This window comes from Kocuria palustris, assembly GCF_016907795.1.
GTDB classification, from domain to species: domain Bacteria; phylum Actinomycetota; class Actinomycetes; order Actinomycetales; family Micrococcaceae; genus Kocuria; species Kocuria palustris.
The window spans coordinates 2418748-2431774 of the sequence record NZ_JAFBCR010000001.1 but is presented as its reverse complement, the minus strand read 5'-3'; the positions used below and the strand labels follow the sequence as shown (position 1 = coordinate 2431774).

The 13027-nt window shown below is 72.0% G+C and carries 13 protein-coding genes; 5 read left to right on the top strand and 8 right to left on the bottom strand.

The features are described 5' to 3' along the window. Positions 1-53 precede the first annotated feature (53 nt). Positions 54-905, bottom strand: coding sequence for a PHP domain-containing protein (locus JOE55_RS10885; RefSeq protein ID WP_137801973.1), 852 nt, complete (start codon positions 903-905; stop codon positions 54-56). A 177-nt stretch (positions 906-1082) separates the two neighbouring features. Here JOE55_RS10885 and JOE55_RS10880 point away from each other — a divergent pair, with 177 nt between their 5' ends. Then, positions 1083-2702 carry an aminopeptidase P family protein gene (locus JOE55_RS10880; protein WP_024290901.1) on the top strand — a complete coding sequence of 540 codons (1620 nt, stop codon included), beginning with the start codon at positions 1083-1085 and terminating at the stop codon, positions 2700-2702. A 103-nt stretch (positions 2703-2805) separates the two neighbouring features. On the opposite strand, the gene JOE55_RS10875 is transcribed toward JOE55_RS10880, so the two are convergent. Beyond that, positions 2806-3585, bottom strand: coding sequence for a YflT domain-containing protein (locus JOE55_RS10875; RefSeq protein WP_204782921.1), 780 nt, complete (start codon positions 3583-3585; stop codon positions 2806-2808). Between the two features lie 93 nt (positions 3586-3678). Here JOE55_RS10875 and JOE55_RS10870 point away from each other — a divergent pair, with 93 nt between their 5' ends. Genes JOE55_RS10870 through JOE55_RS10860 form a run of 3 tightly spaced genes read left to right on the top strand, consistent with a single transcriptional unit; the run spans position 3679 to position 6851 of the window. After that, on the top strand, positions 3679-4971 hold the full coding sequence (locus JOE55_RS10870) for a magnesium transporter MgtE N-terminal domain-containing protein (RefSeq protein WP_204782920.1): 1293 nt from the start codon (positions 3679-3681) through the stop codon (positions 4969-4971). Beyond that, on the top strand, positions 4964-5674 hold the full coding sequence (locus JOE55_RS10865) for a DUF1003 domain-containing protein (protein ID WP_204782919.1): 711 nt from the start codon (positions 4964-4966) through the stop codon (positions 5672-5674). Before JOE55_RS10870 ends, JOE55_RS10865 begins: the two co-directional genes overlap by 8 nt. Then, positions 5667-6851 carry a P-loop NTPase gene (locus tag JOE55_RS10860; protein WP_024290904.1) on the top strand — a complete coding sequence of 395 codons (1185 nt, stop codon included), beginning with the start codon at positions 5667-5669 and terminating at the stop codon, positions 6849-6851. The genes JOE55_RS10865 and JOE55_RS10860 overlap by 8 nt, the downstream gene beginning before the upstream one ends. Positions 6852-6888: 37 nt before the next feature. Here JOE55_RS10860 and JOE55_RS10855 read toward each other — a convergent pair whose 3' ends face one another. Together JOE55_RS10855 and JOE55_RS10850 are read right to left on the bottom strand one after the other, a co-directional pair. Continuing rightward, the gene (locus JOE55_RS10855) at positions 6889-7326 is read right to left on the bottom strand and encodes a twin-arginine translocase TatA/TatE family subunit (RefSeq protein ID WP_058871344.1); all 438 of its coding nucleotides are present in this window, start codon (positions 7324-7326) and stop codon (positions 6889-6891) included. A gap of 30 nt (positions 7327-7356) precedes the next feature. Further along, positions 7357-8037, bottom strand: a complete 681-nt coding sequence (locus JOE55_RS10850; protein WP_006215779.1) for a hypothetical protein — start codon at positions 8035-8037, stop codon at positions 7357-7359. A gap of 286 nt (positions 8038-8323) precedes the next feature. On the opposite strand from JOE55_RS10850, the gene JOE55_RS10845 reads away from it, so the two are divergent. Beyond that, a complete protein-coding gene (locus JOE55_RS10845; protein WP_040561587.1) occupies positions 8324-8953 on the top strand; it encodes an O-methyltransferase in 630 nt (209 codons plus the stop codon). Between the two features lie 72 nt (positions 8954-9025). On the opposite strand, the gene JOE55_RS10840 is transcribed toward JOE55_RS10845, so the two are convergent. From JOE55_RS10840 to dapE, 4 genes are all read right to left on the bottom strand, one after another. Then, positions 9026-9193: a DUF3117 domain-containing protein gene (locus tag JOE55_RS10840; RefSeq protein WP_081609586.1), complete on the bottom strand. Its 168-nt coding sequence runs from the start codon at positions 9191-9193 to the stop codon at positions 9026-9028. A 95-nt stretch (positions 9194-9288) separates the two neighbouring features. Then, positions 9289-10587, bottom strand: coding sequence for a hypothetical protein (locus JOE55_RS10835; protein ID WP_239546624.1), 1299 nt, complete (start codon positions 10585-10587; stop codon positions 9289-9291). 319 nt (positions 10588-10906) lie between these two features. Next, positions 10907-11842: an LOG family protein gene (locus JOE55_RS10830; protein ID WP_024290909.1), complete on the bottom strand. Its 936-nt coding sequence runs from the start codon at positions 11840-11842 to the stop codon at positions 10907-10909. Between the two features lie 16 nt (positions 11843-11858). Next, positions 11859-12983 carry a succinyl-diaminopimelate desuccinylase gene (dapE, locus tag JOE55_RS10825; protein ID WP_204782918.1) on the bottom strand — a complete coding sequence of 375 codons (1125 nt, stop codon included), beginning with the start codon at positions 12981-12983 and terminating at the stop codon, positions 11859-11861. Between the last annotated feature and the right edge of the window lie 44 nt (positions 12984-13027).

Sequence of the window (13027 nt, the reverse complement as noted above, 5' to 3'; positions counted from 1 at the left end):
CGGAGCTGATCCGCTCGCGCCGCCTCGGCGCGAGCACCCCTGAGGCGGGCTCTTCAGGGACGCACGACCTGCGTCCCGGAGCCCGCCTCCGCCATGATCCGGCGCAGGGACTGCTCCGAGGTGAGGTTCTCGCCCAGCTCATTCGGCTTGCCGGAGCCGTGGTAGTCGGAGGAGCCGGTGACGATCAGATCGTGCTCGGCCGCCATCTGCGACAGCACCGCCCGAGCTTCGGGCGGATTGTCCCGGTGAGCGATCTCCAGGCCCGCCAGGCCCGCCTCGATCATGGCGTCGAAGACCTCCTGCCCGACCGTCCGCCCCCGCACGCCGGCCAGCGGATGGGCCATGACCGGCACACCTCCGGCCTGGCGCACCAGCCGCACCGCGGTGACCGGATCCGGGGCGTAGTGGCCCACGTAGTAGCCCGAGCGCGGGTGCAGGACCGTGCTGAAGGCCTCGGAGCGGGTCTGCGCGATCCCGGCGGCCACGAGGGCGTCGGCGAGGTGCGGCCGACCCACGGTGGCATCCCCGACGACCTGGTCCAGGACCTGCTCCCAGCTGATGGGATAGTCCTCGGCGATCATCTCCACCATCCGCTCGGCGCGCGTGCGCCGCGAGCGCCGAGCCCTCTGCATGACCTCGTCCAGCGCCCGGTCCTGCGGGTCCTGCAGGTAGGACAGCAGGTGCACCGAGATGCCGTCGTCGGTCTGGCACGAGACCTCGGTCCCGGGCACGAAGGCCACTGCGTGCTCGCGCGCCGCCTCCGCGGCCTCCTCCCACCCGGCGGTCGTGTCGTGATCCGTGAGGGCCACGACGTCCAGACCCGCCTCCGCCGCGCTGCGGATGACCTCTCCCGGCAGCTGGGTGCCGTCGGAGGCCGAGGAGTGGGTGTGCAGATCGATCTTCATGGCCCCATCGTGGCACGGCCCGCAGACGCCGCCATCCCGCTCGGCGGGCGGGCTCAGATCGCCTCGACCCCACCCCCGTCGGAGCCCGGTGGCACCATGGCAGGACGAAGACCGCGCAGCTTCAGGTAACGGCTGCGCCCCGAGCAGCCGGTCCCGGACCGGCAGGACGGAGCGAGCATGACGGATCAGCCCTCGGAGACCACCCCCGCAGCCGCCCGCGAGGCGAGCGCCGGCGCACCGGCAGACACCGGCGCAGAGCCCGGCTCGCAGCCGCTGTCCGAGCGAGTGGACAACAGGACCCACTCCCCCGAGTCCTCGGCCTTCGCCGAGTTCATGGCCTCGCAGTGGGCCCCGGCAGCGGAGAAGGACCTGCCGCGGGAGGAGGTCGCCGATCATGCCGCCCAGCGGCGGCTGCGGATCTCGAAGGAGCACACCGGTCAGCGCCTGGTGATCCCTGCGGGGGCGCCCAAGGTCCGCTCCAACGACACCGACTACCGCTTCCGCCCCCACTCGGCCTTCGCCCACCTCACCGGGCTGGGCGTGGACCACGAGCCGAACGCGGTGCTCGTGCTCGAGCCGGTCGAGCCGGGCAGCGGGGACGACGCCGGTGATCACACCGCGGTGCTGTATTTCCATCCCATGGCCGGGCGGGACACCCGCGAGTTCTACGCCGATGCCCGCAACGGTCAGTTCTGGGTGGGCGACCGGCCCACGCTGCGCGAGATCTCCACCGCCTACGGCCTGCGGACGCGGGATCTGTCGGAGCTGGAGGCCGCGCTGAGCAAGGACGTCGGGGCGGACGGCGTCCAGCTCCGTCTGGTCCGCGCGCAGGACGCGGCCGTGGACGGCATCGTCGACTCGGCCCGGCAGGCGGGCGGCGTGGAGCTGGAGCAGGCTCACCTGCAGGACGACCAGCTCGTGGAGCGGCTCTCCGAGCTGCGGCTGATCAAGGACGAGCACGAGATCGCGCAGCTGCGCGAGTCGGTGGACATGACCGTCCGGGGCTTCGAGGACGTCGTGCGGGCCCTGCCCCACGCCATCGCCAAGCCGCGCGGCGAGCGGCTTGTGGAGGGGGCGTTCTTCGCCCGCGCCCGAGCTGAGGGCAACGACCTCGGCTACGACACCATCGCGGCCTCCGGGGACAACGCGACCGTGCTGCACTGGATCCGCAACACGGGAGAGATCCGCCCGCAGGACATGATCCTGCTGGATGCCGGTGTGGAGGCCGAGTCGCTCTACACGGCGGACATCACCCGCACCCTGCCGGTCACCGGCGAGTTCTCCGAGATCCAGCGCCAGATCTACCAGGCCGTGCTCGATGCCGCCGATCACGCGTTCACGGTCGCGGTGCCCGGCAACCGGTTCCGCGACGTCCACGACGCCGCCATGTCGGTGCTGGCCGCCCGGCTGGAGGAATGGGGCCTGCTCCCGGTCTCCGCCGAGGTCTCGCTCTCGGAGCGCGGCCAGCACCATCGCCGGTGGATGCCGCACGGGACCAGCCACCACCTGGGCCTGGACGTCCACGACTGCGCCCAGGCGCGCCGCGAGCTCTACCAGGACGCGGTGATCGAGCCGGGCATGGTCTTCACGATCGAGCCGGGCCTGTACTTCAAGGCCGAGGACCTGGCCGTCCCGGAGCAGTACCGGGGCATCGGCGTGCGGATCGAGGACGACGTCCTGATCACCGCCGACGGCAATGAGAACCTCTCGGCCGCTCTGCCGCGTCATCCGGACGATGTCGAGTCCTGGATGCAGGGCCTGTTCGAGTCCTCCGAGGCGTCCTCGACCGCGCACTGATCAGCCGACGGTCGCGGGGCCGGTCGCAGCTCCGGCCCCGCGACGGGCGGCCGCCTCCGCAGGCGGACGGCCGTCCGACAGCAGGTCATCTGCCTGCAGAAGCTCAGCTGCGCGGCGCGCCGCCGCTCCACGGGCCGTCGGTCTGGGCGTCCCCACCGGGGGCAGCCTGGTCCGGGCCCTGGCCCTGCTCCTGGCCCTCGGGGTGCCCCCGGTGCGCCTCCTGCTCCTGCGGGGAGACGCGCACGCCGTAGAGCGGGCGGCCGTCCGGGGTCTCATCGGGGCGCGAGACCGGAGCCGACTGCTCCTGCGGCTGCCCGTCGGGGGCGGCGCCCAGATCGCCGACCGGCCCGGCGGCTCCGGGAGCCGGCGAAGCGGGCGCCGCCGCGCGCGGGGCCCTGCCTTGCAGACCGGCCCCCTGGAGCATGCGCTCGGCCTGATCGGCCACATCCGGTCGGGCCAGGACGTCGTAGCGCGTGGCCACGATCGTGGACATGGAGGTGAAGTCGCGGCGTCCGCGCTGGGCGGCGTAGGAGACCACGCCGAGCAGCATCCAGAACGCCGCGCCCAGGGCCACGGTCAACAGGATGGCCAGGGGCCCGCCGCCCCCGAACAGGCTGAGGATCAGCCCGAAGAACAGGCCGAAGAACGCGCCCTGACCCGCGGCCATGAGGGCCACGCGGGGATACGTCAGCCGGCCGGTGACCTTCTCCAGGGTCGCGAGGTCGTGCCCGACGATCGACAGCGCCGAGACCTCGAGCTCCTCGTCCGAGAGGTGGTCCACGGCCCGCTGCGCGTCCGCGTACTTGGTGAAAGAGGCGATCACCCTGCCCTCCGGCAGTCCTGCCCCGGAGATCTGACGTGCCTTCTGCGCTGAGCTGCTCATGGGCTCAAGACTCCCCCATGCAGCTGACCGGAGCCTTGAGACGCAGGTCTCGATCGCGTCCGGCTGAATCCGTGCAGCGACTACCCTGGTGCGGTGAGCAGTTCACTCGAGAAGATCTTCATCGCGCGCCTCATCGGCCTGGACGTGTTCGACCCCCTGGGCGACCGCGTGGGGCGAGTGCGCGACCTCGTCATGATCAGGCGCGACAGCGCCGGTTCGGCCAAGCAGCCGGTGGTCGTGGGCCTGGTGGTGGAGGTCCTGGGCAAGCGCCGCGTGTTCCTGCCCATGACCCGGGTGACGTCCATGGACTCCGAGCAGGTCCTGTGCACCGGCCTGGTGAACCTGCGCCGCTTCGAGCAGCGCGGCTCCGAGATCCTGGTGGTCGGCGAGATGTTCGACCGCACCGTCACCCTGCGCGACGGCAGCGGCACCGCCACCATCATCGACGTCGGCATGGAGCTGGCCCGCTCTGGCGACTGGCAGGTCACGCAGCTGTTCGTGCGCCGCGCCCCCGTCGGCGGCGGCATCATGCGCCGTCGCAGCGGCGAGACGCTCGTCATCGACTGGAACGAGGCCACCGACCAGGAAGCCGTCGGCCATCAGCCGGCGACGCAGTGGGTGAGCTCGCACGAGGACGACAAGCCCGCGGACCTGGCCGACGAGCTGCGCGAGCTGCCCCGCAAGCGCATCCTGGAGATCACCACCGAGCTGCGCGACGACCGCCTGGCCGATGTCCTGCAGGAGATGACCGAGGAGGATCAGGTCTTCGTCCTGACCCACCTGGAGGTCGAGCGCGCCGCCGACGTCCTGGAGGAGATGGAGCCGGACGACGCCGCGGACCTGCTCAACGAGCTGCCGGACCCGGATGCCGAGTCGCTGCTGGGGCTGATGCAGCCCGAGGACGCCGACGACGTCCGCCGCCTGCTCGAGTACGAGGAGGGCACCGCCGGCTCGATGATGACCCCGGTGCCGATCATCCTGGCCCCGGAGACCACGGTGGCCGAGGCGCTGGCCGCGATCCGCCAGGAGGAGGTCTCCCCGGCCATGGCCGCGGCCGTGTTCGTGTGCCGTCCGCCGCTGGAGACGCCCACCGGGCGGTACCTGGGCATGGTGCACATGCAGGAGCTGCTGCGCGTGCCGCCGCCCGAGCCGATCGGCAGCCTGATCGACTCGGCGATCGATCCCGTGGAGGACCTCTCCCCCATCTCGGACGTGGCCCGCGAGCTGGCCACCTACGACCTGACGATCATTCCTGTGATTAACGAGCACCGCCGCCTGGTGGGAGCGGTCACGATCGACGATGTGCTCGATGACCTGCTGCCGGACGACTGGCGGACCTGGGACGACGGAACCCCAGTGAGGAAGGTGGGACGACGCTATGACTGAGAGCCGCACCGAGCGCCGCACTGCCGGCCTGGACACCCCCACCGGCCTGCGCCACGGGATGTGGAACCGGCTGCGTCCCAACCCGGACGCCTTCGGCCAGCTCACGGAGGGCTTCGCCCGGTTCATGGGCACCCCGCAGTTCCTGCTGTGGATGTCCGTCTTCGTGTTCATCTGGCTGGGCTGGAACACGTTCATGCCCGAGGACATGCAGTTCGACCCGCGCGCGCTGAACTACACCTTGCTCACGCTCATGCTGTCCCTGCAGGCCTCCTATGCGGCCCCCCTGCTCCTGCTGGCCCAGAACCGCCAGGACGACCGCGACAAGGTCGTGGCCGAGCGCGACCGCCAGCGCACGCAGGAGAACCTGGCCGACACCGAGTACCTGACCCGCGAGATCGCCGCCCTGCGCATGTCCATGCGAGAGGTCGCCACCCGCGACTACGTCCGCTCCGAGCTGCGCGACCTGTTCGAGGAGCTGCTCGAGGAGCTGAACGAGCCTGAGGGCGCCGACGACGCAGACCCCGAGCCCTCCAGCCGCAAGCGCAAGGGCCGCAAGAAGCAGCGCTCCGGCGAGACCGTGGCCGCCCGCTCGGCCGGTCTCGAGCAACCGAGCGCCCAGCAGCACAGCGCCCAGCAGACGTCGGCCGTGGCGTCGGCGGCGGAGGATCCCGAGAGACCTCGGAGCACAGGTGACCATGACTGAGCAGGACCCCATCGATCCCCGCCTGGCCGCGGCCCTGTCCTCCGTGGAGGACCCCGAGCTGCGCCGCCCGCTGATCGATCTGGGCATGCTGCGCGCAGCCCGGCTCGACCCGGACGGCACCGCGGTCGTCGAGGTCCTGCTCACGATCTCCGGCTGCCCGCTGCGCTCCACGATCGAGACCGACGTCGCGGAGGCCGTGCGCGGGGTCGACGGCGTGCATCGCACCGTGGTGGAGCTGGACGTCATGACCCCGCAGCAGCGCGAGGAGCTCAAGGACAGGCTCGGGCACACGCGCACCATCCCGTTCGCGGACCCGACGTCGCTGACCCGAGTGCACTCGGTGACCTCCGGCAAGGGCGGTGTCGGCAAGTCCACGGTGACCGCCAATCTGGCCGCGGCCCTGGCCGCGCGCGGACGCTCGGTGGGCGTCGTCGACGCCGATATCCACGGCTTCTCGATCCCGGGCCTGTTCGGCATCACCGCCGGGCCCACGAAGGTCGACGAGATGATCCTGCCGCCCGTCGTCGAGGTCCCTGACTCCGCCGCGTCGGAGGACGGAGCCTCCCGCGCCGCCGACGGGCACCGTCGCGGCAGCGTCCGGGCCATCTCGATCGGCATGTTCACGGATCCGGCGAACCCGGTGGTGTGGCGCGGACCGCTGCTGGACCGAGCGGTCGAGCAGTTCCTGGCCGACGTCCACTTCGGCGATCTGGACCACCTGCTGCTGGATCTGCCGCCCGGCACCGGCGACGTCGCGATCGCGGTGGCCCAGAAGCTGCCCGGCTCGGGGGTCCTGGTGGTCTCCACGCCGCAGCAGGCCGCAGCGGGTATCGCCGAGCGCTCCGGGGCCCTGGCGGCCATGACCGATCAGACGGTCTCCGGGGTCATCGAGAACATGTCCGCCATGGTCATGCCCGACGGCTCGTCCTTCGATCTCTTCGGCAGCGGCGGCGGCGAGCAGATCGCCGACTCCCTCACCCGCCGCATGGGCTACGACGTCCCCCTGCTGGGGTCGATCCCCCTGGACATCGCCCTGCGGCAGGCCGGCGACGCCGGAATGCCGCTCGTGTGGTCCGACCCGGAGGCACCGGCCTCCCAGGTCCTGCGCGGTGTGGCCGCACGTCTGGACGGCCCTCGCGGCCTGGAGGGACGCTCCCTGGGGATCACCCCGCGCTGAGCGCTCAGGTGCCCTCCCCACGACGAAGGTCTGCGTCTCAGGTGGCCTCGGGATCGAACGGGGCCTGCTGGGAATCGCCCAAGCGCATGAACGGCTGGGCCTGCGCCGGGAGGTCCTCGCCGGCGGCCGCCGCCTCCTCCTCCCGCCGGCGCTTGCGCTCGGCGCGCGCGGCCTCGCGCTCCTCGCGCTCGCGCTTGCGCTTCTCGGCGGAGTCCTCCTGATCGGCCTCCAGCAGGGCATCGCGCACGATCGTGCGAGGGTCGTACTGGCGCGGGTCGAGCTTGCGCCAGTCGAGGTCGCCGATCTCCGGGCCGAGGGTCTCGCGCAGGTCCTCCTTGGCGCCGCTTGCGTAGCGGCGCGCCCGCTTGACCAGGTCTCGGAGGTTCTCGGCGTACTCCGGAAGCCTCTCCGGACCCAGGACGAGCAGGATCAGGACGATGAGGACGATGGCTTCCCAGCCGCTGATGCCTAACACGTCGTCGAGATTATCAGGGCGTGCACCGGCTCAGGCCCCGATCCCGAGCATGCGCCGCCAGCCGCTGAGCACGGTCTCCCCCGGCGAGGAGGTCTCCTCCGGACGCTGCACCAGCGTGGCCCGGTCCGCGGCCTCGGTGTGGTGCATCAGGCGCACCATCTCCGCGGCCGAGGACTCGCTCTGCAGCGTGTAGACCACGTCGTCGTGGACGATCTGCGCGCGCCACGGGCTGCCCTCGCGCACCCGCACCGGGGTGCCGCTCAGGACCGCCGGGTCCAGACCCGTGGTCGTGGACGGCAGACCCGCGATGCCGTCGGTGGGGTGGTACTGATCGATCCTGCCGCGCTGCTCGGTGATCTGGACATCGCGGCCCTGCGCGTCCTGCAGCTGCATGCGCACAGCGGGCTGACCGGCGATCGTGTCCTCGCTCAGCGAGAGCACCTCGTAGCCGGGCATCCCGGCCAGCGGCAGCGTCCAGCCCTGTGAGCGCAGGACGTCGAGGTCGGAGACCTCCGAGATCAGCAGCCCCGAGGACTGAGCCCACGGCGAGCCCTGCGCCGCGGTGGCGCCCGGAGTCGAGGGCACGCTCGAGCGCGATCCGGCGAACCACCCCAGCAGCAGGATGCCGAGCAGCAGCAGGAGGATCACCGAGACCACGGCCGTGACGAGCCGAGCCCTGGAGAGGAACGTCGGCAGAGCCGTGGAGCTCATGGTCCTCCCCTGGGGCGCTCGCGTCGGATCGAGCGCAGGTCGCGCTCGTGCAGGCCAAGGATCCGAGACGGACCTTGACGGATCCTGTGTGCGCTCTCGCCCTCGACGCCGCTGCCGGCCCGTTCGAGGCGCCGACCCCCGCGTCGCAGGCGGACGGGGGCCGACGGGTAGGATGACCCGAAGTGCACTGCGCAGCCGGTGCCGCCGCGCCCTGATCACGGGCCGCGCGGAATCGGCGGCGCGAAGGCAGCAGGGCAGGACCGAGCAGAGGAACGGGCGGGTGGCGATGAGCAGCGGCAAGGCGACCAGCTGGGCCTACGCCGAGGCCTATCCGCAGGAGGACGACGTTCTGCTGCGGGCCCGCGAGCGCTCCATGGCCCTGCGACTGCGTCCGGTCACCCCCGCGGTGGCCGCCACGCTCACGGTCCTGGCCGCCGCCGGTCAGCCCCGGGCGGCCGTCGAGGTCGGCACGGGAGCCGGCGTCTCGGGTGCCGCGCTGCTGCGCGGCATGCCGGAGGATTCGGTGCTCACCACCATCGACACGGACATCCGGGCCCTGCGCGCGGCCCGCGAGACCTTCCGCGAGATCGGCACGCAGCCGCGCGTGCGCACCATCTCCGGGCGCGCCTCGCTCGTGCTGCCGCGGCTGAGCTCCGCGTCCTACGATCTGGTCTTCCTCGACGCGGAGCCGTCGAACACCCTGCTCTACGTGGACGAGGCCGTGCGCCTGCTGCGCCGCGGCGGCACCCTGATCGTCCAGGACGCCCTCGATCAGGACCGCGTGCCGGATCCCGTGCAGCGCCAGGACTCCACCCGCGTGCACCGCGAGATCCACCGCATGCTGCGCGAGGACGAGCGCTTCGTGTCCGCCATCCTCACTCCGGGATCCGGGCTGTTCGTGGCCGTGCGCCGCTGAGGCGGGCCCCCATGGGAAGGACCCCCGCACCCTGGTTGGGTGCGGGGGTCCTTGTCGATGCTCGTGGGGTTGTCAGCCGGTGACGCCTTCGAGGCAGCCCTTCAGCTCTGCGGCCTCATCGGCCTTGAGCTCGACGACGAGACGACCGCCGCCTTCCAGGGGCACGCGCATGATGAGGCTGCGACCCTCCTTGGTGACCTCCATAGGGCCATCACCGGTCCTGGGCTTCATAGCCGCCATGGAACTCGATCTCCTGTCCGTCGGCACGTTCTTCCAGCATCCATCATATCGGATGCGTCACACGAGGCGTGGCGGGGGTCTCCAGGGGTCCCCGATCACGGCGGATAGTCGCCGCCCTGCGGCAGCGGCGACCACTGCCACAGCACCCCGACCCACACGATCTGCGACAGCGCGCAGACCACCACCAGGCCCCACCGGTAGGCCCTCGACTCGCTCACCGCGACCAGCGGCGCGGCCAGCACGAACAGCGGCAGCAGCAGGCGCGGCGTGGAGGACTGGGGGTGCAGGAAGAGCAGGAGGTAGACGGCATAGGCGTGGACCCACACCTGCAGGCCCAGCGGCAGGGTGCGGCGCACCGCGGTCGTGGTCATCAGCAGCACCCACAGCACCACCAGGACCAGCACGAACAGCCACCCCCAGCCCTCCCCGAGCAGCTGAGCGCCCAAGACCGCCCAGGGCTCGAGCGGCACCAGCGAGGTGCCGCGCCATGCGGTCTCGGTGTCCGTGTACGCGCGCGGCTCCCCCGTGGCCAGCCACGCGATCGCCGGCCAGGCCAGCGCGCAGGCACAGGCCCACAGGGCCAGCCAGAACCAGCGGTCCAGGACCTGGCCGAGCCCGCCCGGCCCCCGTTCCGTCAGCACGCGCACGGCGCGGAGGGCCCAGACGATGCCGAGCGCCGCGGCGAAAGGCACCCCGGCCGGACGCGAGAGGCACATGACCAGGATGGCGACGGCGGCCAGGGCGCTGCGCCTCTGCAGCACGAGCAGCAGCGACAGCGCCAGCAGCGCCAGATGCAGCGACTCCGCGTAGGCCGTCTGCAGGATCGGCGAGACGGCGCACAGGCCCACCACCGCCAGCGCCCATAGGGCATCGCGCTGCCCGAGCAGACGACGGAACAGCGCCGCGATCGTCAGGGCCGCGGCGAAGCTCGCGGCCAAGGAGACCAGGGGCGCGACGATCGACCACGACGCCCCCGTCAGGTTCGTGATCCCGCGGACCAGCAGGGGGAACACCGGGTAGAAGGCCCAGGCGTTCTCCTCGGCGCTGCCGGTCCGGTCGCGAGGGATCTGCGTGGGATAACCGTCGTCGTGGATGCGCTGGTACCACTCGCCGTCCCAGATACCGGCCGTGGCGAAGTAGCCCAGCGGAGTCTCGCCCCACGGACCGTCCGGGGCCTGCCGGTCGATCACGATCAGCACGAGAGCCGACCAGGCTCGGGCCACCGCCCAGAGCAGAAGGACCTGCAGCCACAGCGGCTGACGAGCCAGCCGAGCACCGGCCTCGCCGGCCCAGCCGGCCAGGGCCGAGTGGACCCGCGTGGGACGGACGTCGGCGGCGGCAGTCCCCGCAGCGGAACCGCCCTGTGCAGCGGTGCTGCGCACAGTGCCGCGCATCGACTCGCGACCTGGTCCGTGCTCCGAGCTGTTCTGCGGGCCGGAGGCCTCCGGCCCCGCCGAGTTCACCGGTATACCCCGGGGACGCGCGCCGCGCCGGCTGACCGCCCGGATCGCGGCCCGCCGGAGGTGCGAGCCGCTCGCGCCCGTGCCGGTGCCCAGACCTCGCTGCGGCCTCGGCGCGTCCAGTGCACGGGCGCTGCGGCCGAGGGACCGGAAGAGGGCTCAGCGACCCCCGAACGCCCCAGCTGCCGCACCGCCGCGGCGGTTCCCGCCGCGACGAGCAGGAGGCTGAGCACCATCGCCATGACCGGAGCGCTCACCAGCGACCCGCTCGGCCGTCGTCGTCGAAGTCCCCGAAGGGCGCCTGGTCGTAGCCGCCCAGATCGGCGCGGTGCTCTGCCTCGCGGGTGAAGCGGTCGTGCGCCTCGCGCATGATCCGCACCGCCTCCTCGGCAGAATCGGTCAGGCGCACCAGATCCGGATCATCCGGGGAGACCATCCCCTGTTCCACGAGCGAGCCGCGGATCCACTCGAGCAGCGGTGTCCAGAACGCGACGCCCATGAGCACCACCGGGAAGCGGGTCACCTTGCCGGTCTGGACCAGGGTCAGGCACTCGAAGAGCTCGTCCAGGGTCCCGAAGCCGCCGGGCAGGGCGATGAAGCCGTGGCTGTACTTGGCGAACATGGTCTTGCGCACGAAGAAGTACCGGAAGTTGATGCCCAGGTCGATGTAGGGGTTCAGGCTCTGCTCGTGCGGCAGCTCGATCCCCAGGCCCACGGACGGGGCCTCGACGTCGTGCGCGCCGCGGTTGGCTGCCTCCATGATGCCGGGACCGCCGCCGGTGATCACGGTGTAACCGGCGCGGCCCAGCGCCCGGCCGACCTCACGGGCCAGGTCGTAGTCGGCGGCGCCCTCGGGCACGCGCGCCGAGCCGAAGACGGTCACCGCCGGCCCCAGCCTGGCCAGGGTGTCGAAGCCGTCGACGAACTCCGACTGGATCCGCATGATCCGCCAGGGGTCCGTGCGGGTGAAGTCGTCGTCGTGACCGAAGTCCTGGGGTCCGCCCTGCTCCAGCAGCCGCTGATCCGAGGTGCGACGGTGGGCCTCGCGGCCGCGCAGGACGATGGGCCCCTTGAAGCGCGAGGGTCTGGTGGCGGGGCGCTCGGCCGAGGAGGAGACGGGCTGGTCCTCGCCCGGGAGGTCCTGTGCGGACTCGCGGCGGTCGCTGGCGCGGGGGTCGCTGTGACTCATGACCCCAGGCTATGCCCTAGGACAGCCAGCTCAGCAGGACCCGGCGGCACTGACGGATCGCCTCGGCCGAGACATGCTCGTCGTCCGTGTGGGCCAGCAGGGCGTCTCCGGGGCCGAAGTTCACGGCCGGCACGCCCATGGCCGAGAAGCGGGCCACGTCGGTCCAGCCGTATTTGGGCTTGGGCTCCTGCCCGACGGCTGCCACGAAAGCCGCCGCGGACGCCCGGTCCAGCCCGGGGCGTGCCGCCGGGGAGAGGTCCACGAACTCCAGCTCATGGCCCGGGAACAGCTCCCGGCAGTGCTGCTGGGCCTGCTCGAGGGTCTTGTCCGGGGCAAAGCGGTAGTTGATCTCGACCGAGGCCGCGTCCGGGATCACATTGCCCGCGGTGCCCCCGCTGATGCGGATCGCGTTGAGCCCCTCCCGGTACGCCAGCCCCTCGACCTCGATCGTGGCCGGCTCGTAGTCGGCCAGCACGGACAGCACGTCGGCGAGCTTGTGGATCGCGTTGTCCCCGCGCCAGGCCCGGCCCGAGTGCGCGGCCAGTCCCTGCGGGGCGATCACGAAGCGCAGCGTGCCGTTGCAGCCGCCCTCGACCGTGCCGTCGGTGGGCTCGAGCAGCACCGCGAAGTCCGCCTGCAGCAGGTCCGGGACGCTGCGCTCCAGACGGGCCAGCCCGGACTTGGCCGAGTCGACCTCCTCGTGGTCGTAGAAGACGTAGGTGATGTCCCGGCTCGGCTCCGTGAGCTCGGCTGCCAGGCCGAGCTGCACGGCCACCCCGCCCTTCATGTCGGTGGCGCCGCGGCCGTAGAGCGTGAGATCGCCGTCGTGGTCCTCCCAGCTCGAGGGCACCGTCCCGCGCGAACCCGCGGCGGTGGGCAGCGGCACCGTGTCCAGGTGACCTGCCAACACGACGCGTTCGGCCCGGCCCAGCTCGGTGCGGGCGATGATCGCATCGCCGTCGCGATGCACGCTCAGGTGCTCCAGGCCGCGCAGGGCATTCTCGACCAGGTCCGCCAGCGGCGTCTCGTGATCGGAGACGGACTCGACGTCGATCAGCGCGGCCGTCAGCTCGGCGGGATCGGCGCGCAGGTCCAGGCCGGAGGGGGTGCGGTCGGTGGAGGGCGATTCGGAGCTCGACATGACCTCCACCCTATCCAGGGGCCCGAGCGGCGCCCGGATCGTAG

What these genes read in the sequence shown, in the direction of transcription:
- JOE55_RS10885 (WP_137801973.1), bottom strand. Translation starts at nt 905, where the DNA reads ATGAAGATCGATCTGCACACCCACTCCTCGGCCTCCGACGGCACCCAG.
- JOE55_RS10880 (WP_024290901.1), top strand. Translation starts at nt 1,083, where the DNA reads ATGACGGATCAGCCCTCGGAGACCACCCCCGCAGCCGCCCGCGAGGCG.
- JOE55_RS10875 (WP_204782921.1), bottom strand. Translation starts at nt 3,585, where the DNA reads ATGAGCAGCTCAGCGCAGAAGGCACGTCAGATCTCCGGGGCAGGACTG.
- JOE55_RS10865 (WP_204782919.1), top strand. Translation starts at nt 4,964, where the DNA reads ATGACTGAGAGCCGCACCGAGCGCCGCACTGCCGGCCTGGACACCCCC.
- JOE55_RS10860 (WP_024290904.1), top strand. Translation starts at nt 5,667, where the DNA reads ATGACTGAGCAGGACCCCATCGATCCCCGCCTGGCCGCGGCCCTGTCC.
- JOE55_RS10850 (WP_006215779.1), bottom strand. Translation starts at nt 8,037, where the DNA reads ATGAGCTCCACGGCTCTGCCGACGTTCCTCTCCAGGGCTCGGCTCGTC.
- JOE55_RS10845 (WP_040561587.1), top strand. Translation starts at nt 8,324, where the DNA reads ATGAGCAGCGGCAAGGCGACCAGCTGGGCCTACGCCGAGGCCTATCCG.
- JOE55_RS10840 (WP_081609586.1), bottom strand. Translation starts at nt 9,193, where the DNA reads ATGGCGGCTATGAAGCCCAGGACCGGTGATGGCCCTATGGAGGTCACC.
- JOE55_RS10835 (WP_239546624.1), bottom strand. Translation starts at nt 10,587, where the DNA reads ATGCGCGGCACTGTGCGCAGCACCGCTGCACAGGGCGGTTCCGCTGCG.
- JOE55_RS10830 (WP_024290909.1), bottom strand. Translation starts at nt 11,842, where the DNA reads ATGAGTCACAGCGACCCCCGCGCCAGCGACCGCCGCGAGTCCGCACAG.
- dapE (WP_204782918.1), bottom strand. Translation starts at nt 12,983, where the DNA reads ATGTCGAGCTCCGAATCGCCCTCCACCGACCGCACCCCCTCCGGCCTG.